Origin of the sequence: Aureitalea marina (assembly GCF_002943755.1) — a bacterium.
GTDB classification, from domain to species: domain Bacteria; phylum Bacteroidota; class Bacteroidia; order Flavobacteriales; family Flavobacteriaceae; genus Aureitalea; species Aureitalea marina.
This window is the reverse complement of sequence record NZ_MQUB01000001.1, coordinates 2,641,288-2,665,343: the sequence shown is the minus strand read 5'-3', so window position 1 is coordinate 2,665,343 and position 24,056 is coordinate 2,641,288. Positions and strand designations below refer to the sequence as shown.

The window sequence follows — 24,056 nt, the reverse complement described above, 5'->3', positions numbered from 1 at the left end:
TAACGAATTTTATCACGTTAAACTTATTTAGATTGATTTAAAATAATTATTTTTGGCCCATTCTTTTCTGACACAGACTTGGGAAAAAAGAAAGACAAAAAGCTCAAAGAAGAACGCATCCTTACCCTCCAGGCCAACGGCTGCTGCGTTGTGGGCAAGTGCAAGTCCAAGTGTTGTAAGAAATATAAGAAAGCCGAGGCCAAGCGCTGCAAGAAGTGTCCTTGCTTCGATCTGTTGAAGAAGGTGGCTTAAGACCCGCTTCTCATCCATCATTCCTTAGCACTTCCCCGTCTCCATTTCCAGATCAACCAGGTAAGCAGTAGAAATACGCCATTATAAATTAGGAGCAGTCCAATGAAGGACGGCCACGTATCAAAATTAACCCGCTCCAGCACAAAAAGTATACTCTGACCGTCATCCATGCTCGAAATCAGATGTCGTGTGGCCCAATTGTTACCAAGGTGAAGCCCAATAGGAAAGAATAAGGTTCCGGATCGAAGTAAAGCCGTGGCAAACATCAAGTGCCCTACCGGAATACTGATCACTAGCATGACCATTCTCCCAGGACTCTCAAGCACTTCTCCATCTATAACATGAACAAGCATAAAAAGCACTGAAAAAACAATGTTCGCGACTATAACATTGGAGATCGCGATAGTCTTTTTAAAAAGATAGCCTCGAAATATTAACTCTTCTACAGCTACAGTTGGAAGGATCAAGTAAAAAGAGCTCAGTATTGTTTGATAATCGATGTTAGCGCTAAGCGCCATGGTTTCTCCGGTATAAAGTGACCTGGCCAAATTGGCGAAAAGGAAGGCTAGAGCACCAATAAGAATGCCGACTAAAATAAAGGAGCAATTCCTCCAACTTATGTTCAGACCTAAGGCCGTGAGGTTTGTCCCGTCCAATTTTAAAAGGAACCAAGTCACTCCAACCAATAAGATGGCCGAGAGATAGGGAAAATACTGCTTCAGATATGGCCCATCGATCACTGGGCTGACAATCAGAACAGCTGCAAACATCAGTATGGCAAGAACAAACCGACTAGCTGAAGGATATTTTACAAACAAGGACTTCATTATGATTGTTCAACTATTTCAGCGCTGCCTATCATCCTTGACCGCAACAAGAATTTGAGTGAGATCAGGGTCATGAGCGCAGGAAACAAGCCTCTGAAGATGGAATAATAGGAGGCCATCGGGTCAACCAGATCCACACTAGAGAGTTCAGTAAACAAGAGCTCTCCATAGGGCTGAGATTCGTAAAAACAGGCCATGATCATGTTGTATCCTACATGTAGTCCCAATCCCAGGTAGATCGATCTTGTTTTGTGGAAAGCCCAGGCCCAGACATAACCCGTAAAACCGGTTACTACAATCACATAACCGATCACCATCAACCGTTCTGTCAAAATCCCATAGGAGAACACATGGTAGACCCCAAAGCAAATGGCCGAGATCATTATCCCCCATTTGGCACCCAGACGCTGATTCAGTATGAAAAGTAAGGCCCCTCTGAAAACGAGATCTTCCGTTAGCGCTGATCTGAGGTGATAGATAAAAGCGTCTGCAATAGTACCGATCTCGAATCCCAAAAATTGCCATTCGATGGACTTAAGCGAGGTCTCAATACCAATTAGCATCAGGCAGATTGCCACGATCAGGACCAGGCCGATCGCAAACTGCTGCAGGCGTTTCCCATTGGGAATCAACCCAATTGCATTTAAATTCTTCTTCTCAAAAAGGTACAATAGTCCCCATGAGATCAATAGTATGACTACTAATCCGATCATAGTTTAAGATGTTTGTTGAATGCTGTTTAGGCCTTCGGTTTTAGAAATGGAATGGACAACGGGTAGGAACACTTCCCTGTTTCCATAGCTGAAATGGTATTCTTAATAGTAAAGATCAACGCCACCAAAAAGAGCCCACCGGTGATAAAGAAATTAAAGCCAGGGATCGCAAAAAAGAGTAATAAAGAGAGGACGACCATCAAGCTGATAGTCGCATGAAAATTGATCACCGCACGGCCATGGGCATCATATCGCTTGTTATCGTCTGCCTTATTGAGCCAGATAAAAAGAGGAAACAAGATATTGGCAAAGGGAATGATCAAGCCAAAAAAGGGAGAGGCATGCAAAAAAAGCATCCATTTCCGGTCGATGGGTTCTTCCTTGGGATCGTCCAAAACGATCAAGTCATCAACCTCAACACCCAAACCAACCGCCAACAGTTTTATGGTCTGTAAGTGTGGTTGTACTTCACCCTTTTCTATACGTTGAATGGTGCGTACTCCCACGGTGGTCCTTTCGGCCAGCTCGTCCTGGGTATACCCTTTTAACTTGCGTTGATAAAGTAGGTTCTCTTGTAGTGTCGGTCGTTTCATTTCACGATTATTGATGACACAAATGTAGGGTGCATACCTGGTTATTTACACGCCATTTAAGTGTCACCTAAATGTCACTTGCCCTGTTTATGGGGGTTTACAGACTAATTTGATCCTCTGGAAAGGCAATTTATGAAAAATGGGATACTAAAGATAGAAAGAGGCGAGCGAGCGAGCTGGAGTGTACTTAGGGTCGCGGACAACTGTTCCCAAATAAAAAAATCCAGTAGAAAGACCGGATCTGAATGAAGCTCCTCCACTTGGCCTTCCTGAGTCAAGCTCAGGACAGGCTTCTCGTCCAAGTTTTTCTAACGAAAAAAGCCGCTCACTTTTGTGAACGGCTTGTCGGAGCTTCGCTCCTCCACTTGGCTCGAACCGGGCCGAGCGTCTTCGCTAGAAGTTGGAAGGTCCTGTGGACCTTTCAAAGTGAGGGGCCAGATGGTGCGCTGGCGTGTCCTTGAGTTCGAGTCCAAGCTAAAATGAAAAACCCGGTCAAAAAGACCGGGTTTGATATCGCTCCTCCACTTGGACTCGAATCGGACCGAGGGATCACAAAATGTCCGGTGGACATTTTGCCCGAGGGGCCAGCTGGCGCGCGGGCGGTGTCCTTAGGATCGAGTCCAAAACAGACCAAAAAAAACCGGTCGAATGACCGGTTTAATTAAGCTCCTCCACTTGGACTCGAACCAAGGACACCCTGATTAACAGTCAGGTGCTCTAACCAACTGAGCTATGGAGGAATGTCTAGCGCTTTTGGCGGACGCAAATATAATTTATTTTCGTGGCCCGCAAAAAAGAAACTACAATTTTTTACTTGTCAAAGATGGCCCGGTAGATATCGTTACCATTGGCAAAAAGCACCAGGGCGATCAGTAAAAAGAAACCGATCATTTGAGCGTACTCCATGAATTTATCATGCGGCTTACGGCCCGTTACCATCTCGTACAATAAGAACATCACATGCCCCCCGTCTAAGGCCGGTATTGGCAGTACATTCATGAATGCCAAAATAATAGAGATCAAGGCCGTGGTTTGCCAGAAGTTAAGCCAATTCCAGGTTGCTGGAAAGAGGTTACCAATAGCTCCGAAACCACCAACCTGAGTAGCGCCCTTCTTGGTAAAGACATATTTGAACTGCTTCACATAATCCTTTAAGATATTGTAGCCATAAGAAACACCTTCCGTAATACTCTCTCCGAAAGTATAATTTACATGTGTAACCTTACCAACAAGTTCTTTACCATAATTATTAGCTCCTATCAAGCCATCTTCATTTGGTTTCACCGTAAGTGAATCGATGCGACCATTTCGGTAATAAACAATATCATTGTCTAGATTGGCATTCTCACTAAGTTTCCGTTTGAATTCATGCCAATGTTCTATCGGTTGACCATTAAATGATATAATACTGTCTCCCTTCTTCATGCCAGCCGAAGCCGCAGGAAAATCAGAAAGCACAGTATCTATAATCGGATTACGAAGCCTATCAAAAGGTCTTTGCACATCATTTTCGAACATAAAAGTCCCTATATCATCTGGGATTGAGATAGTCTCTTGTGACTGATCTGCATGCCTTACCGTAATGGTTTGAACATCCCGAAGGAAGAGATACTTGTTGATGTCTGTCATATTGGGGAAATCCTTCCCGTTTACCTGAAGGATCAGATCGCCGTCGCGGAAGCCCATTTCTTGGAATTCTTGGTCTACAGAGAAACCACGAGGCATATCTTCCGGCGTAACGATATCTCTTCCGTATGAACCTATGATGGCTATGTAGATCACAAATCCAACGATAATGTTTACCGTCACTCCACCTAACATGATGATCAGGCGTTGCCAGGCCGGTTTTGAACGGAATTCCCAGGGTTGTGGGGGTCCCGCCATCTGTTCCTTATCCATGCTCTCATCGATCATCCCGGATAATTTCACATATCCACCCAGGGGTAGCCACCCGATTCCGTAGACGGTCTCGCCTATTTTCTTTCTCCAAAGAGCGAATTTGACATCGAAGAAGAGAAAGAACTTCTCTACTCGGACCTTGAATATCTTGGCGGGGATAAAATGTCCTAACTCATGCAGGACAATTAGTATGGATAAACTCAATAAGAGTTGAATAGCCTTTACAGCAAATGGACTCATCAGTCTAAGATTAGTCTGCAAAAGTAAAGTTTTCAAGCTTGTTATGAAAACCTAGGTCTACCTGTATGGCTGCAATTAAAGAACTTTTAACGGTTGTCATTTTTTACATCATGAATACCATGGTATTTTTGCACAATCATGCTTCAATTCTTTGCCAAATACAAGTTTTTCGGGGTATTCCTACTGATACTCTCCACTATCATCATTTATGTGTTCTACCGTATTCTTGAACCGAAGCGTGTATTACCGGTTTATGCTCCAAATGATGTTTCCATGGAATTGGTAGACTCTACCGTGCAGCATGTTAAGAAATATCATACCATAGCCGATTTTGAGCTGCTGAACCAAAATGGAGAGTTAGTTACCCAGGACAGTTACAAAGACAAGATCTATGTGGCCGATTTCTTCTTCACCACCTGCCGGACCATCTGCCCGGTAATGACCAATCATATGGTGGAGATACAGGAGAAACTGAAAGAAGACCGTGAAGTGTTATTGCTTTCTCATTCTGTAACACCAGAGATCGATACCGTGGCTCAGCTGAAACAATATGCCCTGGAAAAAGGAGTTGACGATAGCAAGTGGAACCTGGTTACCGGTGATAAAAAGGAGATTTACGACTTGGCCCGCAAGTCTTACCTGGCAGCTAAGGACATCCCCTATTCCGAATACGACCTGGTACACACAGAGAACTTTGTTCTTGTCGACAAACAACGGAGGATCCGCGGATTCTATGATGGGACAGACCCAGAGGCCATAGAGCAGCTCCTGGATGATATAAAGGTCCTTAGGCAAGAACAGTAGGCCTAGCTTGCAGGCGGGAAGGAATTAGCCTACATTTGCACTGTTTAAAATCAATCTAAATAATGCCGCTGAGCATTGCTTCATTAGAAAAAGGTCAACGAGCAATCATCGTTGATGTTCCAGTAGAAAAAGTCCCACTCAAGCTATTAGAGATGGGGTGCCTTCCGGGTAATGAAGTGAGGTTGATTCAATCAGCGCCTTTCAGAGACCCGCTATATCTGGAAATAAACGACTCTCACCTGGCAATCCGCAAGGAGACAGCTTCTCATATTACCGTTGAACTGATCCAATAACGATGGCTGTAAACCAGATCAACGTAGCGCTTATAGGGAACCCTAACACGGGCAAGACATCGGTATTCAATCGGCTGACCGGGCTTAACCAAAAAGTTGGGAACTACCCGGGCATCACCGTCGAGAAAAAAGAAGGGAGCTGCCGGCTGAACCGCAATACCAAAGCCCATATTCTGGATCTGCCGGGAACCTACAGCCTCAATGCCTCCTCTTTGGATGAGAGTGTGGTAATCGAACTCTTGCTCAATCGCAAGGACAAAGACTTTCCCGACGTGGCAGTGGTTGTGGCAGACGTAGAAAATCTAAAAAGGAACCTACTGCTCTTTACCCAGATCAAAGACCTAGGTATTCCGACCATCCTGGCAATTAATATGGCGGATCGTATGGAGCGAAAGGCCATCGAGCTCGATATTACAGGGCTAGAGAAAAAAATGCACACCCGAATCGCTCTGATCAGCGCCAGGAAAAATACCGGATTTGACAAATTAAAAGAACTCATCGTCGATTATCGGGATCTGTCCACCAAAGCCTGTCTAAATGTATCGACCATCGAACCCGCCTATTTTGATCGGTTAAACAAGGCATTCCCGGACCAAGATCTCTATAAATTGTGGCTAGTCATCACTCAGGATGTCAACTTTGGCAAGTTGGACCGGCAAGAGTTTGAAGGTGTTGCCTCCTTTAAAACCGAATCGAATGAGAACCTAAGGAAGTTACAGCAGAAGGAGACCATTAAGCGGTATCAATATATCAACGACGCCCTGAAAACTACCTTGACCATTGATAAGTCCAAAGCCAAAGATTTGAGGAGTAGACTGGATCGTGTTCTTACCCATAAAGTCTGGGGTTATGTGATCTTTTTTTCGATCATGTTGTTGATATTCCAGGTCATTTTTGACTGGAGCAACTACCCCATGGATTTCATCGATGAGACTTTTGCCTCATTGAGCGAATGGATCAAAGAAACACTACCTCCTGGTAACTTTACGGACCTTCTGGCCGAGGGGGTCATAGCAGGTATAGGTGGAGTGGTCATTTTTATCCCGCAGATTGCATTCCTGTTCCTTTTTCTTTCCATTTTAGAAGAGAGCGGTTATATGAGTCGTGTGGTATTCCTCATGGACCGGCTGATGCGACGATTTGGATTGAGCGGGAAGAGCGTTGTCCCACTGATCTCCGGTGCCGCTTGCGCTATTCCAGCGGTTATGGCAACGCGAAATATTGAAAGCTGGAAGGAGCGACTCATCACGATCTTAGTAACTCCTTTTATTACCTGCTCAGCTCGGTTACCAGTATACCTCATCATCATCTCGCTCGTCATCCCAGATGATCGCGTCCTGGGAATATTTAGTCTTCAAGGGGTTACCTTGATGTTACTGTATGTATTGGGTTTTGCGACGGCGGTAGTTTCTGCTTATGTACTGAACCGAATCCTGAAAATAAAGAGTCGATCTTTCTTCGTTATTGAGATGCCTAATTACAAAGTGCCACTCCCAAAAAATGTGGGTATAACAGTGGTAGAAAAGACCAAATCCTTTGTAGTAGGAGCAGGTAAGATCATCTTGTCCATCTCGGTCATTCTCTGGGTATTGGCCTCCTATGGACCGGGTGAGTTTAATCGTGTGGAAGAGACCGTTACACAAGAGGCTATCAATAAAGGTTGGAGTTCTGAAGAGCGGGACACTGAGATCGCATCTAGGAAACTAGAAAAGAGTTATATCGGAATCGTCGGGAAAGGAATAGAGCCAATAGTAGAGCCTTTGGGCTACGACTGGAAGATCGGGATAGCCATTGTGAGCTCCTTTGCTGCACGAGAGGTATTTATAGGGACGCTGGCTACCATTTACAGCATTGGCAGCGAGGATGAGGACACCATAAAGAACCGGATGGCTCAAGAGACTATACCGGAAACAGGCAAACCACGATATAATTTTGCCAGTGGCATGTCTTTACTATTGTTCTATGCCTTTGCTATGCAATGTATGAGCACCTTGGCTATTGTCCGACGTGAAACCAACAGTTGGAAATGGCCGATGTATCAGTTGTTGTTTATGAGTGCGATAGCCTATGTGGCATCTCTAGTAGCTTATCAATTGTTGAAATAAGTATCTTTACAACGTGCAAACAGTTCTTGTTATATTGACTTTTGGAATTGCGGTAGGCTACTTGCTCCGAAAATTCATCTGGATACCAATTGCCCAGAAACAAGTAAGACCCTCTTCTTCTTTAGACGGGAACAAAACCAAGTGTGGCAAGCAAGAATGTGGCTGCCACTAAATTCAATTTTCTCGTTTGATCAACAGTAATGTGGGGGTGGTCTCCGTATGAGACTCATCGCCTGGATAAGGTTTTAATTGCTCCACCACAAGGGTATAATTTTCTCCTTGAAGCACTTTTTTGTTTGGACTTTCATCTGGCATGACCTCGCCCAGTATAATCATGAATTCCTTGGGCTGAGTGTCTTTTTCCTTTACTTCAACTATGACTCTGGCTCTTCCTGCCCAAATACAGGTGGTATACTTGGGGCAGCGGGAATCTTCTCTCAATTCGGTAAAGGTCAATTGGGTATCGTCCATCATGATGGATTGGCCCAATTCCAACTTGATCGCTATTTGGGGAGGCGAAGATTGTGGTGTTTGTGCGGGCAAATCAACCGTATAAAACATAAGGAGGAGTGTGGCTAGAAATAGTTGTCGCAATAATCCCATTTTCATGATCGTCAATTTAACCCAGTCCCACGTCCAGGGACATCATTACTATAAATCCCGCGATAAATCCCATGGTGGCCAGGTCGGTGTATTTGTCTCTTTGGGTTTCGGGAATCACCTCTTCTATGACCACAAAGATCATAGCCCCGGCGGCAAAAGCGAGCGCATAAGGCAAGATAGGCGTAAAAATGCTTACTGCAACAGCCCCAAGAACAGCTGCGACCGGTTCCACCACAGCCGATAGTTGGCCGTACCAAAAACTCTTAAGACCGGAAACACCCTGTCGTTTCAAAGGCATGGATACTGCAAATCCCTCTGGAAAATTCTGGATACCAATTCCGATGGCCAGGGAAATGGCCGAAGTGATCATGGCTATCTGCTCCACTCCTTCTAAATTGGCCGCTGCTCCAAAGAGGACACCTACTGCCAGACCTTCCGGTATGTTGTGCAGGGTAATTGCCAGTACAAGCAAAGTCGTACTATGCCAATTGGTCTTCATTCCTTCGGCTTCGTCCCTTTTAAAGTTGATGTGCAAATGCGGTAAAAGCTTGTCCAGACCAAAAAGAACAACTGCACCCATCAGAAAACCTACTGCGGCAGGCACCACCTTGGCAAATCCCTCCCCCGGGCTGTTATCGATTGCTGGTGCTAACAAGCTCCAGAAACTTGCAGCTACCATTACTCCCCCAGTAAAGCCCAGCATAGCATCCATTACTGAACGTTTGGCTTTTTTAAAGAAGAATACCAGGGAAGCGCCTAGTGCAGTCATACCCCAGGTAAACAAGGAGGCGTAAAGGGCAGCCAGGATAGGGTTCTGGCTAGCAAAATCGATCAGCTTATCCATCATAGCCTAAAGATTGCTTTGTGGTTGTACATAGAGATTATTAGCAATTTTATCTGAAATGAAAAGAGGTTTTCCGTCCAATTCTACAGACATGGACCCGTCAAATGGTTCGCGCCCAAGGATCTTAATACGGCTTCCAATGGTAATGTGCTTCTGATCCAAGTATTGCAGAAACTTACTGGAGGATTCCAATACTCCGACGCACATCACCTCTTTTCCATCTTGGCATTGAGCCAGTAATAGTTGATGTTTCCGCTCCATTTTTCCCTGAGCATCGGGTATGGGATCTCCATGGGGATCGTACTGTGGATGCCCCAGGAATTCGTCCAATCTGGCAACCAATTCCCTAGACTGAATATGCTCCAACTGCTCCGCGATCTCGTGCACCTCATCCCATGGAAAATCCAGCTTATCCACCAAAAATACTTCCCACAATCTGTGCTTTCTGATTACATGCAGGGCGTGACGACGCCCCTCTTCACTAAGCGTTGCACCTTGGTATTTTACGTAGTTCACCAGCTTCTTAGCAGCCAGCTTCTTGATCATATCGGTAACCGAAGAAGCCTTTGTCTTCATTCGCTCGGCAATCTCGTTGGTCGACACACCTTTTGGAGACTGTTGTTGCAAATGAAAGATGGCCTTCAAGTAGTTTTCTTCCGAAAGCGTAAAATCCATGCGCAAATATACATTTTTTGTGGTTTCTTATTATTTTTTTAGTTTTGCCTAAATTTATATTTCTACCTATCAAAATGCGATCCTGGATCCTGATGCTCCTACTCTTTCCATTGAGCATCACATCACAAAATACAATCTCCGGTACAGTAAGTTCAGCTACCGAGACCCTTCCTTTTGCCAATATCTACATCGCGGAATTGGGGAAAGGGACAACCACAGACGAAAACGGCTTTTACTCCCTGGAGGAAGTTCCGAACGGTGAATGGACGCTTTCCGCCTCTTACACCGGGTTTGAAACTCAGCAGAGGCAAGTGGCATTGATCGGAGGTAGAACAGAGGTAAGCTTCCAGTTAAGTCCGGATAACTCCCTGGACGAAGTGGTGGTAAGCGGAACTTTACGGCCGGTGAGTAAGTTGGAAAGTCCAGTCCCAGTAGAGGTTTACAGCAAGAATTTCTTTAAGAAGAATCCGACTCCTTCTGTTTTCGAATCCCTTCAGAACATCAACGGGGTGCGACCTCAGCTTAATTGTAATGTGTGCAATACCGGTGATATTCATATCAATGGCCTGGAAGGGCCATACACCTTTGTGTTGATCGATGGCATGCCAATAGTCAGTGGTCTTTCTACCGTTTACGGTCTTACCGGCATCCCACAATCACTGATCGAGCGCATGGAAGTGGTCAAGGGACCGGCCTCCACCCTATATGGTTCTGAAGCAGTTGGCGGGATCATCAATATCATTACCAAGAAACCATCCAATGCGCCAGAGGCCGCTATCGAATCTTTTGTCAGTGGTTGGGGAGAACTGAATACGGACCTAGGGCTGAGGTACGACATGGGCGAAAAGGTTCAGGGCCTATTGGGTGTCAATTATTTCAACTACCAAAATCCAATTGATAACAATGGTGATGGCTTTACGGATCTGACCCTTCAAAACCGTATTTCTATCTTCAATAAGCTGAACTTTCAACGGGAAGATAACCGGGTTTTTACCTTGGCGGGCAGATATGTTTACGAAGATCGCTGGGGAGGAGAAATGAACTGGAACAGCGGTTTTCGAGGAGGAGACGAGGTCTACGGTGAAAGTATTTATACCAGCAGATGGGAAACATTCGGGACCTATACCCTTCCAATGGATGTGCCCATTACCTTCCAATTCTCCGCTAACGGGCACAACCAAAACTCATTCTACGGCACGGACTCCTACAATGCAGATCAATACATTGGTTTTGGTCAATTTACCTGGAATAGCACAATTGGTCAGGATCACGACCTACTGGTTGGGGCAGCCTACAGATATACTTTTTACGACGACAACACTTTTGCGACCAGGGATGCCGACGGAATAGAGAACGAACCCTCGGTTATCCATTTACCAGGATTGTTCGTGCAGGACGAGTGGAAGTTCGATTCCAACAATACCCTCTTAACGGGAATGCGCTGGGACTACAACAGTGTTCATGGAAACATATTCTCTCCCCGTATCAACTACAAATGGACCTCAACGGACAAAAGCAATATTCTGCGGTTAAGCGGAGGAAATGGATTCCGTGTTGCCAATGTATTTACGGAAGATCACGCGGCACTTACAGGTGCCAGGGAGGTGGTTTTTGACGGCAAACTAGACCCGGAGACCTCCTGGAACGCCAATGTGAATTACATTAAACGGTTCTTCAGCAATACAGGGAGCATCTTCACCCTGGACGCTTCAGCTTTCTACACCTATTTCACCAATCGCATCCTTCCGGATTACGAGACCGACCCCAATAAGATCATCTATGCTAACCTGGAGGGTTCTTCTGTCTCACAAGGGGTGTCCTTGAATACAGATATGGTTTGGAGAAATGGACTCAAGGTGTTGGCCGGTGCAACCTTAATGGATGTCTCGGTGACAGAGAATGGTGAAACAAGGAGGCAATTGCTCACTGAGAGTTTCAGTGGGGTATGGTCCGTTTCCTATACGGTTCGATCCATCGACCTCACCTTCGATTATACCGGAAATCTCTACGGACCCATGCGCCTGCCCCTGATCAGTGAGACAGACCCAAGAGACGAATTCTCACCTTGGTTTAGCATACAGAATATTCAATTGACCAAACGGTTTGGTACCGATTGGGAGCTATTTGGAGGTGTAAAGAACCTTTTGAATTTCACTCCGGCAGACGACAGCATTGCGAGGTCTTTCGATCCTTTCGATGAGGATGTGGTCTTTGACGAAAATGGTCAGGCTGTACCTACAGCTGATAATCCTTTTGGCCTGACATTTGATCCCAGCTATGTCTATGCATCTAACCAGGGGATAAGAGGATTTGTTGGCCTGAGATACACTGCTTTCTAATGAGACCTGCCGATTTTATTTTGCTCTTGTTTTTGCTGTTAAGCACCTCTTCCATACTATCCCAGGAATTGGAGACGACTACTTTTACGGAACTGGAGGAAAATATGAAGCAAGATCCAAGACCGGTGCTGGTGTTTCTGTATACAGATTGGTGTAAGTTCTGCACGGCCATGAAAAAGAGCACTTTTAAAGAAGACGCAGTTATCAAAAAATTGAACCAACAATTCTACTATGTGCCTTTTAACGGTGAAAGCAGAGAAGATGTCGTTTTCCTTGGTGCACGATTTCGGTATCAATCTACAGGCCTAAAAACCGGTATCCATCAACTGGCGGAGCAATTAGGGACCGTAGATGGGCAGCTAACCTATCCGGTTAGTGTAATTTTAAACCAGGATTACGAGATCCAATTTCAACACAATGCCTTTTTGGGACCTGACGAATTGCTGAATGTACTGCAGGCCGTCAATGATTAAATTCACAATGCTACTGATCCAGTAGCGCCTTATAATAGACGTCTGCAGCCTGTTTTAATTGCTCAGGGTTCTCCTTTTCCCACTTCTTGAGGGTGTTAACCCCAAACTTGTTATAGAAGAGGTAGAGTTTATCGCCTGTGATCAGGAAAGTCTTCGGGTTTACCCCTACCTTGTCCCCCTTCAAGGCCATGGCATAGGCACAATAGCCCCCATATTGAGGAAGGTAACGTTCCGGATCCTTCTTAAAACTCTTCAAGTGTTCTTCAGAAATAAACTTATAGCTTACTCCCTGGTGTTCAGCCTGGAAGGCCTTATCCCCTTTCTCCGGCTCTCCTTCAAAGTAGGAGATCAGGTCGTAACCGGCGGCTCCGTATCCGGATTTGACCAATACGTGCTCCTGGGCAGCAAGCGATGTAGTGATCAGTACAAGTAAAATGAATATTCTCATGCCAGCTTAGTAGTAGCCCGGCAGAAGACCTTACTAGAAATTTCTTTCTTTTTGCAGCTGTTCGTACGCCTCTTGTACTTTGCGGAATTTCTCTTCAGCACCTTGACGATAGGCCTCGTCCATGTGCTGTAGTTTGTCCGGATGATACTTTTTGGCCATAGTCCGGTAGGCTTTCTTTATCTCCGTATCCGTTGCTGTTCTTTCGATCTCCAGGATCTTATAGGCACTATCGGCACTTTTAAAGAACATGGCCTTAATGCTGCTGAAATCCGGGGATTGGATTCCCATAAATCCGGCAATGCGTTGCACCATATTCAGCTCCTGTGAAGAAACATGTCCATCCGCATTAGCGATACTGAACAGAAAGTGTACCACCTGCAACCTACTTTCATATCGCATACGTTGGCGGAAGAGCTGACCGATCCGTTGAGCGGATATCTCACGTTTGTTAATAACCTCGTTGAATACCCGGAAGGTGGCATTCGCCCTTTCCTTTCCGTAGGCCTGTACAAAATAAGAGCGCACATAATCCATTTCCTGTTGGGAAACACTGCCATCGGATTTGATCACCAGCGAGGCCAGACTCAGCAAATTTAACTCGAAGTCTGCCGGACTAACCTTGTCACGACTGCTGTACATAGAACGCTCAAAAGAACCTCCACTTTTGTTGGTGAACATTCGGTCCAACAACTCTCCCAGGAAAAAACCGATTACAGCCCCCGGAAAACGGAAGAAAGCGTAGCCTAATAAAGCGGTGAGCCAGCGGATCATAAATACGGTAATGGATCAGTTTAAAAAGCGACCAAAGATAGCCAATAGCACCGAAGTCTTAAGAGGCCTTGAGGATTCCTTAACTATTAAATTGGTTATCTTTGCATAAAAATTGTTACATCCTTTAATAGAAAGAAATATGTACCCACCGGAATTAGTAAAACCGATGCGAGAAGACCTCACCAGTATTGGTTTCGAGGAACTTTTTACCGCCGATCAGGTTGACCAAGCTCTTAAACGAGAAGGAACCACCTTGGTTGTTGTTAACTCTGTATGCGGATGTGCAGCTGCCAATGCGCGCCCAGGTGCCCGCATCTCTTTGCAAAATGTAAAATCTCCAGACCATCTGGTAACCGTTTTTGCAGGCGTAGATCGGGAAGCTGTAGATGCTGCACGGGCTCAAATGATCCCTTTCCCTCCAAGTTCTCCTTCCATGGCCTTGTTCAAGGATGGCGAATTGGTTCACATGTTGGAAAGACATCACATCGAAGGCCGAGCTGCCGATATGATCGCAGATAATCTGAAATCTGCCTACGACGAGTTCTGCTAGAGGCATAGGCTGAAACTTCTTAAACCGTTTGGACCGGCTTTTTTAGGTTGGCGCCAAACGGTTTTTTACTTTTAGGCAGATGAAATCGTTCTCCCATCTGCTCAGCTATCCGCTAACGGCCATCTTTTACTTGCTTTTTGGCTTGCTCCTACTCATATTTGATCCTATCCAGCGGATCTGCCTCAATGTTTTCGGATACAGTACGCACAAGTGGAGTGTAGACATCTTTAACCTACTCATTCTTCGTTGCCTTCATGTTTTGGGCACTACCTATACCATGAAATGGCATGAAGAGCTTCCGAAAAATGTTCCGGTGATCATCGTTGCCAACCATCAAAGCATGTGGGACATCCCACCCCTTATTTGGTTCCTGCGGAAGATCCATCCCAAATTCATTTCCAAGATCGAATTGGGGAAAGGAATCCCGACCATCTCCTATAACCTTAAATACGGTGGTTCTGTCCTGATCGACAGAAAGAATCCCCAACAGGCCACGGCCGAGATCCACAAAATGGGGCGATATATCCATGATCATAAGCGTTCCGTGGTCATCTTCCCGGAGGGAACCCGCAGCCGCGATGGAAAACCTAAACCATTCAAGCGAAAAGGACTGAAAGTCCTGTTCCAAGAAGCACCAGAAGCCATGATTTTGCCGGTAAGCATAAGTAATTCTTGGAAACTACAACGCAACGGGGCTTTTCCAATTCCCGTAGGAAGTACATTGAGATTTGAATTCCATCCGCTCATTCCTGTTAGTTCAGAAAATGAGGGTGAATTGATCGAACGAGTAGAGAATCTAATTGTGAAACACATTTATCAGGATCAATGAGCCCAAAGGAAAAAAAGCTGGTCAGTCAGACCGGAGACTTTGTAAAAAAGGTGCTGGAAAATGCTGAAGGCGGTCACGACTGGTATCATACCCAGCGTGTATATTGGATGGCTTGCTACTTGGCTCAGAAAACTGGTGCCGATCTGTTAACGGTTAGTTTAGGTGCCTTGCTTCACGATATTGCTGATTCAAAATTTCACGGCGGAGACGAGACCATCGGACCCAAAATGGCGGCAAATTGGTTGACAGATTTCGAGTTGGATTCTGCTGTTGTTCAATCTGTGATCGAGATCGTCAAGGAGATCTCATTTAAAGGCGGTCACCATGACCGACCTAACCGTTCACTGGAATTTCAAGTGGTGCAGGATGCCGACCGTTTGGATGCGCTTGGAGCAATCGGTATTGCCAGAACCTTCAATTACGGCGGGTTTAAGAATAGAGCTATTTACGATCCTAACATTCCGCCAAAACCAGGACAAAGCAGGGAGGAGTACAAAAATTCACAGGCACCGACCATTAATCACTTCTACGAGAAGCTTCTGTTGTTGAAAGATCGTATGAATACGGACACTGCAAGAAAAATTGCCAACAAGCGCCATAAATTCATGGCCGAATTTCTCGATGAATTCTATGCGGAATGGAACTTTGGCAGCCCTAATTGAGAAACTGATCCAAAGCAACCTTCTGTTTGAGTAAGCTCAAATCGATCGCACCACTGTACTGCGTTTCGTCAGGCTTCCCATAATTCCTGTAGAGCGTGTACTTAAGGGTAATTGGGTTGCGTTCAGAGACCCCTTTATCATCCTGCATGGAACGTACATTGATCTGCCAATTTCCCGAATTCGCATCGTCTATCACGAACTCCTCCATCATGGCTCCGGTGGAGGCCTCTTCTGTCATACGGTCCTGCATGGCGAACATATCGTGGTTCCAGTTGTAGTACTTGTTTTGAGGATTAACAAACTGGACCTCAAATTCGGCAGATGGGTCGTTCCATTGGAAAACAATACGGACATCTTTCTTAAAGGAATGATCCAAGAGATCATTAGATACCGTCATATAATCGACGCGCCCTTTGTGATGTTTTACGATCCTGCGCAGTTCCATTTCTGCAGATTCAGTCAATCCACTGAAATCGACTCCTTCGGTCTCATTGGCCAGGATTAGTTTGTACAGCTCAAAGCCTTTCACAACTTCTCCGGTCTCCACATAGATATTAGCCAAATCGCGATAAGACTGAGCGTCTCCAGGGCTCAACATCATGATCCTTTGATAGACCGAACGAGCCCTGTTCTTGGCGTCGTACTGATCTAAATGATAGGCCAAGGTTCTTAAGGCCTTGACATTGGTCGGGGCAACAGAAGCGATCTTCATCAAAAGCTCCAGCGAATAATTCTTGTCCCACTTTGAGAAATAAGCAGCAGATCGGGTATAAAATCCAATCCCCCACTTATCGGCGCTCTCAACCTGTCTGAGATGAATCTCTTTGGCCTGTTCGAAGCTGGTCGCCGCTTCCAATTCTTTAACAAAGGAGAGCTCAGTGCTGATATCACCGATTGAGGTCAACTCTTCTTCAAAATCGTTGCCTTGGATAAGACCGGATCGCTCTTCAATAGCGTTATTTCCATCCAAAACTATCCTGTTTTGCTTAGTTTCTATGACAATGGCTCCGGAGCCTCCCTGAGGACCATATCGAATCACTGCCATAACACGTGGCATCACACTGACCAGATCGATCTCGGAGACCGGTATTTCCGGAATTACAGCCCCTAGGTTTTGGGGATAGATCATATCGTCTATTACGATGATCGGAAGTCCACCACCACCAACTTCCATACCAGCACTTCGCGGCATGAAGTAACGAATAATCCCATCCGGACCTCTCTCCCACCAGAGGTTAGGAACCCTGGACATGACCTGGTCCATGGTAGTCATCCAATCTGGAATCTGGGCAGCTGTAAGCTGGGAAACTGCAAAACCTGCCGAGTTAAATCGCTTTTTCTGCTCTGGAGTACGACCATAGGGATCCTTGCCCTGACCGCTTAGAACAACCTCATCCAGGCGTTCTCCTTCTGGTTTCAGAGCGACATTAAGGGTGTCTGTAGTATTAACCTGGGCCGAAGCTGTTTTTGCACCGAGAAATTCAATATTCAGGGTGTTTTCGTCCACTATTGGAATTTTAAATAAACCGTCACTATTGGAATAGACCTCCTGATAGGTACCGGGTATACTTATTTTAGCCCCTTGCAAAGGCTCTTTGAACATTAATACCCGACCCCATTGATAATTTCCTTGATTATCCAGGAACTCGGTCGAACTCGCAGCTTCGTCCAAGGGCTGTAATTCCAATGATTTCTGACGTTCCAATAGACGATAAACCTGCTTCAGGGTGATCTGTCTGGTCTGATAACCCAATGCCGAGATCTCGAGCACTTCCATGTCGTGGACCTGTTCATCATCAAAACGAAGTAAGAAGCTCCCATCTCTGCCCGTGATGGTGCCAATTTGCTTATCCAAAATCCGAACATTGGCAAATACAACCGGCTCGGAAGATTGTTGGTTGCGAACTTCTGCATCCAGCGTTACTATGTACTGGGCGTTCACACCCAAAACGCTGAATAGCATAATGACAACTAGTCCTAAGTAAGGTCCGGAAATTCGCATAGACTAGTTTAAAAATGTATCCAAACTAACTTTCTGAGTATAGGTAGACAGGTTTATGGTCTTGACCTCTTTGGTTTCGGTAGGCAATCCATAGTCCTTGTAGAATGTGTATTTCAAGAAGATCGGATTTTTTCCATCTCCATTGTTGAGACCGGTGTTGCGGATGTTCACCAGCCAATTCCCCTGTACATCATCATCTATGATGAACTCTTCCATGAAATAGCCTTGCTGCACCTCTTCGAACATGCGATCCGCATTGTCGAACATATCGTGTTTCCAACTGAAGAACTTACGCTGAGGGTTCACAAACTGAACCTCGAACTCCAGAGCTGGATCATTCCATTCCAGCACAACGCGCACATCTTGTTTGAAGCGAACATCTAACAGATCATTAGAAACAGAGGCGAAATCCACCTGGGCTTTGTGATTTTTGAGCATTTGCCTCAGTTCGTTTTCAGCTGGCTTTTGAACTCCACTGAAATCTATTCCTTCTGTATCGTTGGCCAAGATCTGTTTGTACAGGCCAAAAGCCTTGTTCAACTCGCCTGTTTCTTTGTAGATATAAGCCAGGTCTCGGTAAGACTGGGCTGCCTCTGGTTGAACCAGAGCGATACGCTGGTAAACACTCTTTGCATCTTCCAACTGACCTAACTCTTCTAACTTAAACGCAAGTGATTTCAAAACACGAACATTGGTAGGACCCAATTCCGCTAATTTCATAGCAATACTTGCAGCATAGTTCCGATCCCATTTCTGGAAGTAATCTGCCACATCCATATAATATGGTATACCATAGGAGTCGGCAAAACTACCTTGAGAGAGGTAGATGCGTTTAGCATCCTCGAAAGAAGAAGCCTTGTTTAGTTGGCCAAGATAGGCTGGTAAAAGATCATCATTATCGTAGAAGGGAAGCTGCTCACTGTAGTTATTTCCAATAACAAGGGCCGAGTTTTTTCTGGAGATCTCACCCCCGGTCTCCCCATAAGCCTGCACTTTGGTCTTTACGATTATAGCACCGGCACTTCCCAAACCACCGTACTTAACAGAAGCGGCTATTCCGGGTAATGCAGTTACACTCTCGATATTTTGGACATCGATCGCGGGCAGACTTTGTCCTTCTTGTTGTTGATAGATGATGTTATCGACCACAAAGATTGGCAAGGAATTCTGACTGACGGAAGATCCAACACTTCGCTGGAAAAAGTAAACCAATTCCCCATCTGGACCACGGCTGGATTGCAATCCATTGAGTCTGTATAGGAGCTGATCAAAATTGGTATATCCGTCGTTGATATCTTCTGATGTGATCTGGCCGATTGAAAATCCGAGTTTATTAAACTCTCGCTTACCATAAGCTGTTTCAAATTCAGTATTATAAGGGTCCTTTTTAACCTCTCCTTTAACATACACCTCTTCTAGCAGCTGTCCATCTACTTTCAATTCTACATCCACTGGGCCTGCGCCACTAACTGGTACTTCGGTGGGTATCATACCGAGCTGGGCTACCTGTAAGACATCCCCAGGCTGGGCCTCTATCCGATAGATTCCATCTACGTCAGTAATGGCCTCCCTATAAGTGCCTTTAATCTTAACAGTGGCCCCTTGAAGAGGTCCGCTATCGCTAAATACTTTACCGGACAGTCGAGTATCTGATACTCCAACTGGATCTCCAACTGTGGCCCTGGCAACGCCAGCCAAATTGGTGTCCAACATCAGCACATTGGTCTTTTGAAAAAGGCGATAAAGTTGTGTTAAGGTGATCTGACGCGTCTGGTAACCTAGGGCAGATACCTGCATAACGGACAGGTCTCCGACCTTATTCTTGTTGTATTGTAATTTGAAGGTCCCGTCGTCCAGGGAGACTGTCCCAACATTCTTTTCCAATATGCTCACATTGGCAAATCGGATGGGTTCTTTAGTTTCTCTGTCCAATAGTAAACCGTCCAGGGTTACTATGGTTTGAGAACTCGCAATCAGGGTGCAAAAAAATAATAGAATGGAAGTAAAAGATTTCATTTTCAAACAATTTGGTTGATCTAAATTACAATCAAAGAGTAAGTTATACGGTATCACCGATATTAATTTACTCTTAAAGTTTTGACAATAATTGTGCCAGAAGGTTTAAAATAGACTGGTCTGCGGGTTTTTAAGTGTGAGGAAATGACTGTTGTCCAATTTCGGGAATCGGCTTTCACCAAAATATTTCCTGCGAGCTAACTTTACCGTTTGAGCGATCTGTGCAGCGAGCGCTCCAGAGCCGCTCATTCGTCTTCCAAATTCACTGTCGGTCAACTTCCCATCGTGACAGCTGGCAATTAAATGAAGTATCCTCTCCGATTTATCCGGTAGGGTCTTCTCTAACCAATCCGTAAAAACATCAGCGATCTTACCGTTCAGTCTGACCAGGGTGTGGATCAAGGTCAAAGCCCCAGCATCTGAAGCAGCTTTGGCCAAGGGCAGGATCTCATGGCTGTTTAAAGCGGGAATAATGGGTGCCATCATCACATTAACTGGAATTCCAGCCTTAGAGAGTGTTTCAACTGCTTTTAACCGGTTTTTGATACTGGAGGTTCGAGGTTCCATCAACCTCCTGCTCTTCTCGTCCAGGGTTGGAATGGATATATGGACAGCGGCCGCATTGATCTCGGCCAAAGGAGCCAGCAAATCGATATCCCGTAAAACCAAGGCATTCTTGGTAATTATTCCTACCGGGTGTTTCCACCGGGAAAATACCTCGAGGCATTTCCTGGTTATCTCTAGTTTCCGTTCTATTGGTTGATAACAGTCCGTATTGCCGGAAAGCACAATGGTATTTCCTTCCCAGGACTTTGCCCTGATGGTCTTCTCTAAAAGCTTAGGCGCATTAGGCTTTACCAGTATGTTTCGCTCAAAGTCCACACCCGCTCCGTATCCCCAATATTCATGGGAATTCCTGGCATAGCAATACACACAACCATGTTCACACCCCTGGTAGGGATTGGCCGAATACTCCATGGGGACATCCGGACTATTGATCTTATTTACAAAGCTTTTGGGGAATACTTCCTGGTAATTAGTTAGGTTATTGTCTGCCTCTTCTCCCTCCAATTCGCAGTATTGAAGGAAATCGTCCTGAACCTCGTGACGAAACTGATCGAAGCTATTGTGCTGCTTTTTTTGGGCACCCCGGCCCCTGATAGGAGTTGACATTACTTGGAAGTGGATAGACTTCCAAATTAATTCAATTTAGGAATATTTCCAATACTATTAGGAATATTTCCTAATTTCCTTTGAAGTCTGGTTTTCTTTTGTTGAGAAAAGCCTGGGTACCTTCTTGAAAATCGGCTGTTCCAAAACATTTTCCAAAGAGGGTGATCTCTGCGTCAAAGCCATTTTCTCCATCTTCAAATCCGGCATTTACAGCTTCGATAGCCGAGCCGATAGCTGCTGGAGAGTTCTGTTTGATGCGTTTAGCCAACTTATCGATCCATAGAAAAAGTTCGTCCGATGTGGTCACATGATTCACCAGGCCAAAATCAAGAGCCTGGTCTGCAGTGATCATACCGGCAGTCATGATCATTTCCATGGCTCTACCCTTACCCACTAATTGCGGAAGGCGTTGGGTCCCTCCATAACCAGGAATGACTCCCAGGGATACCTCTGGAAGACCCATTTTGGCATTTTCACTAGCTACACGTATGTGAGCTGCCATGGCCAACTCTAAGCCTCCCCCAAGAGCAAAGCCGTTAATGGCGGCAATTACCGGAGTGGAGAGGTGCGCCACAAAGTCAAATAGAAGTGCCTGGCCTTGAGAAGCAAGATCAGCGCCCTGAGCAACAGAATAGTCAGCGAATTCGCTGATGTCCGCACCGGCGACAAAGGCTTTATCACCACTTCCTGTAATCACAATCACACGGGTTGCGGAATCTTCATCTGCTTCCTTAAAAGCGTCATGTAATTCCTGAATGGTCTCCTTGTTAAGTGCGTTCAATTTCTTGGGACGATTGATAGTAATGGTAGTGATCCCGTCCTCAAAATCGGTGAGCAGATTGTTGTATTCCATGGTTTGTAGGTTGTTAATAGGTCCGACTAAGTTACGAATCTAGCTTTGTTTAGGAATGGTCACGCGGAAGGTTGTTCCCAGATGTTCTGCCGATTCAAAATCGATGGTTCCCCTGTAGGTCTCCACAATCTTCTTTACCATCGCCAGCCCCAACCCCATACCACTGGTCTTGGTAGTGAATTTAGGTTCAAAGACCAGTTCCCTATTCTGATCCGCGATGCCGGTACCGTTATCAGAAACAGTAATCAGCACACTACCCGGTGCGGAACTGATCTCAACATCAATATGGGGGTTGTCTGGGTTGCGTTGATGAATGGCCTGTATGGAATTCTTAACCAGATTGGTGATCACCCGGATCAGTTGAGTCCGGTCAAACTTGACGATCATCTCCTCCTCTTCACTCTCAAAATAAATGTAAGGTTCGTTAAATATCTCCAATGCCAGACGGGTAATATTGACCACATTGAGGTGCTCATCTTGCTGGGCCGGCATCTCCGCATAGGTGGAGAAGGCAGAGGCAATAGAGCTCATGGTATCGATCTGCTGGATAAGTGTATTTGAATACTCGGCTACTTTCTTATCTACATCCGGATCTTCAGCATTGAACTTGCGCTGAAAACTTTGAACGGTCAGGCGCATCGGAGTCAATGGGTTTTTGATCTCGTGAGCCACCTGTTTGGCCATTTCCCTCCAGGCGGCCTCCCTCTCGCTAGTTGCCAATTGGGCTGCACTTTGCTCCAATTCGTCTATCATGGAGTTATAAGCCTTAACCAGACTGGTTAATTCGTTTGTGGTATTGTCCTCCAATTCGATCTTCTCGTTGCGCTTATCCAGACGGGTTTGGTTGATGCGTTCACTCACCTGGTTTAGCGATCGGGTGATATACTTAGAAAGGAAATAGGCCAGGGCAATAGCGATCAAAAGCATGAAGGCATAGGCTATGGCCAGGCGCGTGAGGTTCTCTCGAAGTTCCTTATTGATGAAATCGTCGTCTGCGATATAAGGTAGATTGAGAATAGCCAGGGGTTTGAACTGGGAATCGGTGATATAGGAATAAGAGGACTGATATTTAACTCCTTCTTCTTCGAACTCTTCCACAAAATGCTTGTCTGCAGAAATTCTCAGTGCCTGCAGGGCATATTCGGGAATCTGATCATGAGTGGTATCACGCAGTAAAGATGCACGGGAGGATTTGAGCAAGCCACCATCCAGGTCGTAGAAGTAAAGTTCGAGATTGTGAATGTCCTTGATCTCGAAGATCTTGGTGCGAAAAATCAGCGGTATTTGATCGGTTTCCACAGGATAGGTCGTATTCTTGAGCACATAGTTGATGTTGTCCCGAATACTTGCCTCTTTTCGTTGCAGCCTTTCCCTGTGATAGTCGTATGCTTCCTCCCGATATTGATAGACCGTTACCAAAGCAATCAGAATAGATGCAAGTACCACCAGCATAAGCATGGCCATGAATATCCTGAATCGCAATGATTTTACTACACGCATGTTGGACAGTTTTTCGTGCTTCCACAATAATTACACCAAAGCATAGCGCTAACTTGACTTTCCTTCCCGTATCCGTTTATAAAACCGGTATCCCAACATGATCAGTACAGAGAATAGTATAATCCCCAGGGTTCCGTAGATCCAATTGACCGCATTTTTCAAGATCACCAAAAAGACCACGGCAAAAAGGATGATGGTCGCCCCTTCATTAAAAAGGCGCATATAGTTGGAACTGTGTTTTACCTCATCCCGTTGTAATTGCAGGAAATAGTGGTGACACTTGATGTGATAGATGATCAACAGCACCACAAACCCCAATTTCACCTGCATCCAGGCATCCGAAATATAGAAGGGCCTGAGTACCATTAGCCAAATGGCAAAACCTGTTGCAAGTATCATGGACGGCCAGGTAATGATGTACCACAATCTTCTGGCCATCAACTTCAACTGCTCTCCCAAAATTTCCCTTTCTGGCGAAGGTTTGGCCGCCGATTCTATCTGGTAAACAAACAGGCGGACAATATAGAAAAGCCCCGCAAACCAGGTAATAACGAAGATCAGATGCAGGGCTTTTATATAATTATACTCCATA

24 protein-coding genes and 1 tRNA gene are annotated in these 24,056 nt (G+C 45.4%); 8 read left to right on the top strand and 17 right to left on the bottom strand.

Going from position 1 to position 24,056, the window contains the following annotated elements:
• Positions 1 to 27: 27 nt before the first annotated feature.
• The 6 genes from BST85_RS14355 to rseP form a co-directional block, all read right to left on the bottom strand.
• A complete protein-coding gene (locus BST85_RS14355) occupies positions 28 to 273 on the bottom strand; it encodes a hypothetical protein (RefSeq protein ID WP_181040015.1) in 246 nt (81 codons plus the stop codon).
• Positions 270 to 1,079 (bottom strand): CPBP family intramembrane glutamic endopeptidase, encoded by an 810-nt coding sequence (locus tag BST85_RS12215; protein WP_104813516.1) that lies wholly within the window; start codon positions 1,077 to 1,079, stop codon positions 270 to 272. The genes BST85_RS14355 and BST85_RS12215 overlap by 4 nt, the downstream gene beginning before the upstream one ends.
• A complete protein-coding gene (locus BST85_RS12210; protein ID WP_104813515.1) occupies positions 1,079 to 1,792 on the bottom strand; it encodes a CPBP family intramembrane glutamic endopeptidase in 714 nt (237 codons plus the stop codon). The genes BST85_RS12215 and BST85_RS12210 overlap by 1 nt, the downstream gene beginning before the upstream one ends.
• 26 nt (positions 1,793 to 1,818) lie before the next feature.
• Entirely contained in the window at positions 1,819 to 2,385 is a 567-nt protein-coding gene (locus BST85_RS12205) for a helix-turn-helix domain-containing protein (protein WP_104813514.1), read from the bottom strand.
• A gap of 666 nt (positions 2,386 to 3,051) precedes the next feature.
• Positions 3,052 to 3,125, bottom strand: a tRNA-Asn gene (locus BST85_RS12200).
• Between the two features lie 70 nt (positions 3,126 to 3,195).
• Positions 3,196 to 4,524 (bottom strand): RIP metalloprotease RseP, encoded by a 1,329-nt coding sequence (rseP, locus tag BST85_RS12195; protein ID WP_104813513.1) that lies wholly within the window; start codon positions 4,522 to 4,524, stop codon positions 3,196 to 3,198.
• A gap of 138 nt (positions 4,525 to 4,662) precedes the next feature.
• On the opposite strand from rseP, the gene BST85_RS12190 reads away from it, so the two are divergent.
• The 3 genes from BST85_RS12190 (at position 4,663) to feoB (ending at position 7,726) form a co-directional block, all read left to right on the top strand.
• Entirely contained in the window at positions 4,663 to 5,328 is a 666-nt protein-coding gene (locus BST85_RS12190; protein ID WP_104813512.1) for an SCO family protein, read from the top strand.
• Between the two features lie 62 nt (positions 5,329 to 5,390).
• A complete protein-coding gene (locus BST85_RS12185) occupies positions 5,391 to 5,621 on the top strand; it encodes a FeoA family protein (protein ID WP_104813511.1) in 231 nt (76 codons plus the stop codon).
• A gap of 2 nt (positions 5,622 to 5,623) precedes the next feature.
• Positions 5,624 to 7,726 carry a ferrous iron transport protein B gene (feoB, locus tag BST85_RS12180; RefSeq protein ID WP_104813510.1) on the top strand — a complete coding sequence of 701 codons (2,103 nt, stop codon included), beginning with the start codon at positions 5,624 to 5,626 and terminating at the stop codon, positions 7,724 to 7,726.
• Between the two features lie 174 nt (positions 7,727 to 7,900).
• Here the strand turns inward: feoB and BST85_RS12175 are convergent, their stop codons facing one another.
• The 3 genes from BST85_RS12175 to BST85_RS12165 are packed head-to-tail and all read right to left on the bottom strand — an operon-like array spanning position 7,901 to position 9,848.
• Positions 7,901 to 8,335: a hypothetical protein gene (locus BST85_RS12175; RefSeq protein WP_146090717.1), complete on the bottom strand. Its 435-nt coding sequence runs from the start codon at positions 8,333 to 8,335 to the stop codon at positions 7,901 to 7,903.
• A 10-nt stretch (positions 8,336 to 8,345) separates the two neighbouring features.
• The gene (locus BST85_RS12170; protein ID WP_245917722.1) at positions 8,346 to 9,173 is read right to left on the bottom strand and encodes a ZIP family metal transporter; all 828 of its coding nucleotides are present in this window, start codon (positions 9,171 to 9,173) and stop codon (positions 8,346 to 8,348) included.
• 6 nt (positions 9,174 to 9,179) lie between these two features.
• Positions 9,180 to 9,848, bottom strand: coding sequence for a metal-dependent transcriptional regulator (locus BST85_RS12165; RefSeq protein ID WP_104813507.1), 669 nt, complete (start codon positions 9,846 to 9,848; stop codon positions 9,180 to 9,182).
• A gap of 74 nt (positions 9,849 to 9,922) precedes the next feature.
• Between BST85_RS12165 and BST85_RS12160 the strand changes: the two genes are divergently transcribed.
• A complete protein-coding gene (locus BST85_RS12160; protein WP_104813506.1) occupies positions 9,923 to 12,187 on the top strand; it encodes a TonB-dependent receptor in 2,265 nt (754 codons plus the stop codon).
• Positions 12,187 to 12,660 (top strand): thioredoxin family protein, encoded by a 474-nt coding sequence (locus BST85_RS12155; protein ID WP_104813505.1) that lies wholly within the window; start codon positions 12,187 to 12,189, stop codon positions 12,658 to 12,660. Before BST85_RS12160 ends, BST85_RS12155 begins: the two co-directional genes overlap by 1 nt.
• Before the next feature lie 10 nt (positions 12,661 to 12,670).
• Here the strand turns inward: BST85_RS12155 and BST85_RS12150 are convergent, their stop codons facing one another.
• Entirely contained in the window at positions 12,671 to 13,108 is a 438-nt protein-coding gene (locus tag BST85_RS12150) for a YHS domain-containing (seleno)protein (RefSeq protein ID WP_104813504.1), read from the bottom strand.
• A 33-nt stretch (positions 13,109 to 13,141) separates the two neighbouring features.
• Complete coding sequence (locus BST85_RS12145) at positions 13,142 to 13,879, bottom strand: TerB family tellurite resistance protein (RefSeq protein WP_104813503.1); 738 nt, start codon at positions 13,877 to 13,879, stop codon at positions 13,142 to 13,144.
• Between the two features lie 139 nt (positions 13,880 to 14,018).
• On the opposite strand from BST85_RS12145, the gene BST85_RS12140 reads away from it, so the two are divergent.
• From BST85_RS12140 to BST85_RS12130, 3 genes are all read left to right on the top strand, one after another.
• Positions 14,019 to 14,429, top strand: a complete 411-nt coding sequence (locus tag BST85_RS12140) for a BrxA/BrxB family bacilliredoxin (RefSeq protein ID WP_104813502.1) — start codon at positions 14,019 to 14,021, stop codon at positions 14,427 to 14,429.
• 79 nt (positions 14,430 to 14,508) lie between these two features.
• A complete protein-coding gene (locus tag BST85_RS12135) occupies positions 14,509 to 15,258 on the top strand; it encodes a lysophospholipid acyltransferase family protein (protein ID WP_104813501.1) in 750 nt (249 codons plus the stop codon).
• The gene (locus BST85_RS12130) at positions 15,255 to 15,920 is read left to right on the top strand and encodes an HD domain-containing protein (protein WP_104813500.1); all 666 of its coding nucleotides are present in this window, start codon (positions 15,255 to 15,257) and stop codon (positions 15,918 to 15,920) included. The genes BST85_RS12135 and BST85_RS12130 overlap by 4 nt, the downstream gene beginning before the upstream one ends.
• Here the strand turns inward: BST85_RS12130 and BST85_RS12125 are convergent.
• The 6 genes from BST85_RS12125 to BST85_RS12100 form a co-directional block, all read right to left on the bottom strand.
• On the bottom strand, positions 15,913 to 17,922 hold the full coding sequence (locus BST85_RS12125; protein ID WP_104813499.1) for a carboxypeptidase-like regulatory domain-containing protein: 2,010 nt from the start codon (positions 17,920 to 17,922) through the stop codon (positions 15,913 to 15,915). The two genes, BST85_RS12130 and BST85_RS12125, sit on opposite strands and share 8 nt — an antisense overlap.
• 3 nt (positions 17,923 to 17,925) lie before the next feature.
• Positions 17,926 to 19,938, bottom strand: coding sequence for a carboxypeptidase-like regulatory domain-containing protein (locus BST85_RS12120; RefSeq protein WP_104813498.1), 2,013 nt, complete (start codon positions 19,936 to 19,938; stop codon positions 17,926 to 17,928).
• A 105-nt stretch (positions 19,939 to 20,043) separates the two neighbouring features.
• Positions 20,044 to 21,111 (bottom strand): PA0069 family radical SAM protein, encoded by a 1,068-nt coding sequence (locus BST85_RS12115; RefSeq protein WP_104813497.1) that lies wholly within the window; start codon positions 21,109 to 21,111, stop codon positions 20,044 to 20,046.
• A gap of 70 nt (positions 21,112 to 21,181) precedes the next feature.
• A complete protein-coding gene (locus BST85_RS12110) occupies positions 21,182 to 21,964 on the bottom strand; it encodes an enoyl-CoA hydratase/isomerase family protein (protein WP_104813496.1) in 783 nt (260 codons plus the stop codon).
• A 39-nt stretch (positions 21,965 to 22,003) separates the two neighbouring features.
• Positions 22,004 to 23,464, bottom strand: coding sequence for a sensor histidine kinase (locus tag BST85_RS12105; protein WP_104813495.1), 1,461 nt, complete (start codon positions 23,462 to 23,464; stop codon positions 22,004 to 22,006).
• Between the two features lie 48 nt (positions 23,465 to 23,512).
• On the bottom strand, positions 23,513 to 24,055 hold the full coding sequence (locus tag BST85_RS12100) for a CopD family protein (protein WP_104813494.1): 543 nt from the start codon (positions 24,053 to 24,055) through the stop codon (positions 23,513 to 23,515).
• Between the last annotated feature and the right edge of the window lies 1 nt (position 24,056).

Excerpts from the sequence above, each read along its gene's own strand:
- BST85_RS12150 (WP_104813504.1), bottom strand. The coding sequence starts at position 13,108 with ATGAGAATATTCATTTTACTTGTACTGATCACTACATCGCTTGCTGCC.
- BST85_RS12210 (WP_104813515.1), bottom strand. The coding sequence starts at position 1,792 with ATGATCGGATTAGTAGTCATACTATTGATCTCATGGGGACTATTGTAC.
- BST85_RS12205 (WP_104813514.1), bottom strand. The coding sequence starts at position 2,385 with ATGAAACGACCGACACTACAAGAGAACCTACTTTATCAACGCAAGTTA.
- BST85_RS12160 (WP_104813506.1), top strand. The coding sequence starts at position 9,923 with ATGCGATCCTGGATCCTGATGCTCCTACTCTTTCCATTGAGCATCACA.
- BST85_RS12130 (WP_104813500.1), top strand. The coding sequence starts at position 15,255 with ATGAGCCCAAAGGAAAAAAAGCTGGTCAGTCAGACCGGAGACTTTGTA.
- BST85_RS12145 (WP_104813503.1), bottom strand. The coding sequence starts at position 13,879 with ATGATCCGCTGGCTCACCGCTTTATTAGGCTACGCTTTCTTCCGTTTT.
- BST85_RS12170 (WP_245917722.1), bottom strand. The coding sequence starts at position 9,173 with ATGGATAAGCTGATCGATTTTGCTAGCCAGAACCCTATCCTGGCTGCC.
- BST85_RS12190 (WP_104813512.1), top strand. The coding sequence starts at position 4,663 with ATGCTTCAATTCTTTGCCAAATACAAGTTTTTCGGGGTATTCCTACTG.
- BST85_RS12165 (WP_104813507.1), bottom strand. The coding sequence starts at position 9,848 with ATGGATTTTACGCTTTCGGAAGAAAACTACTTGAAGGCCATCTTTCAT.
- BST85_RS12100 (WP_104813494.1), bottom strand. The coding sequence starts at position 24,055 with ATGGAGTATAATTATATAAAAGCCCTGCATCTGATCTTCGTTATTACC.
- BST85_RS12115 (WP_104813497.1), bottom strand. The coding sequence starts at position 21,111 with ATGTCAACTCCTATCAGGGGCCGGGGTGCCCAAAAAAAGCAGCACAAT.
- BST85_RS12215 (WP_104813516.1), bottom strand. The coding sequence starts at position 1,079 with ATGAAGTCCTTGTTTGTAAAATATCCTTCAGCTAGTCGGTTTGTTCTT.
- BST85_RS12110 (WP_104813496.1), bottom strand. The coding sequence starts at position 21,964 with ATGGAATACAACAATCTGCTCACCGATTTTGAGGACGGGATCACTACC.
- BST85_RS12140 (WP_104813502.1), top strand. The coding sequence starts at position 14,019 with ATGTACCCACCGGAATTAGTAAAACCGATGCGAGAAGACCTCACCAGT.
- BST85_RS14355 (WP_181040015.1), bottom strand. The coding sequence starts at position 273 with ATGATGGATGAGAAGCGGGTCTTAAGCCACCTTCTTCAACAGATCGAA.
- BST85_RS12175 (WP_146090717.1), bottom strand. The coding sequence starts at position 8,335 with ATGAAAATGGGATTATTGCGACAACTATTTCTAGCCACACTCCTCCTT.
- BST85_RS12155 (WP_104813505.1), top strand. The coding sequence starts at position 12,187 with ATGAGACCTGCCGATTTTATTTTGCTCTTGTTTTTGCTGTTAAGCACC.
- BST85_RS12105 (WP_104813495.1), bottom strand. The coding sequence starts at position 23,464 with ATGCGTGTAGTAAAATCATTGCGATTCAGGATATTCATGGCCATGCTT.
- BST85_RS12135 (WP_104813501.1), top strand. The coding sequence starts at position 14,509 with ATGAAATCGTTCTCCCATCTGCTCAGCTATCCGCTAACGGCCATCTTT.
- feoB (WP_104813510.1), top strand. The coding sequence starts at position 5,624 with ATGGCTGTAAACCAGATCAACGTAGCGCTTATAGGGAACCCTAACACG.
- BST85_RS12120 (WP_104813498.1), bottom strand. The coding sequence starts at position 19,938 with ATGAAATCTTTTACTTCCATTCTATTATTTTTTTGCACCCTGATTGCG.
- rseP (WP_104813513.1), bottom strand. The coding sequence starts at position 4,524 with ATGAGTCCATTTGCTGTAAAGGCTATTCAACTCTTATTGAGTTTATCC.
- BST85_RS12125 (WP_104813499.1), bottom strand. The coding sequence starts at position 17,922 with ATGCGAATTTCCGGACCTTACTTAGGACTAGTTGTCATTATGCTATTC.
- BST85_RS12185 (WP_104813511.1), top strand. The coding sequence starts at position 5,391 with ATGCCGCTGAGCATTGCTTCATTAGAAAAAGGTCAACGAGCAATCATC.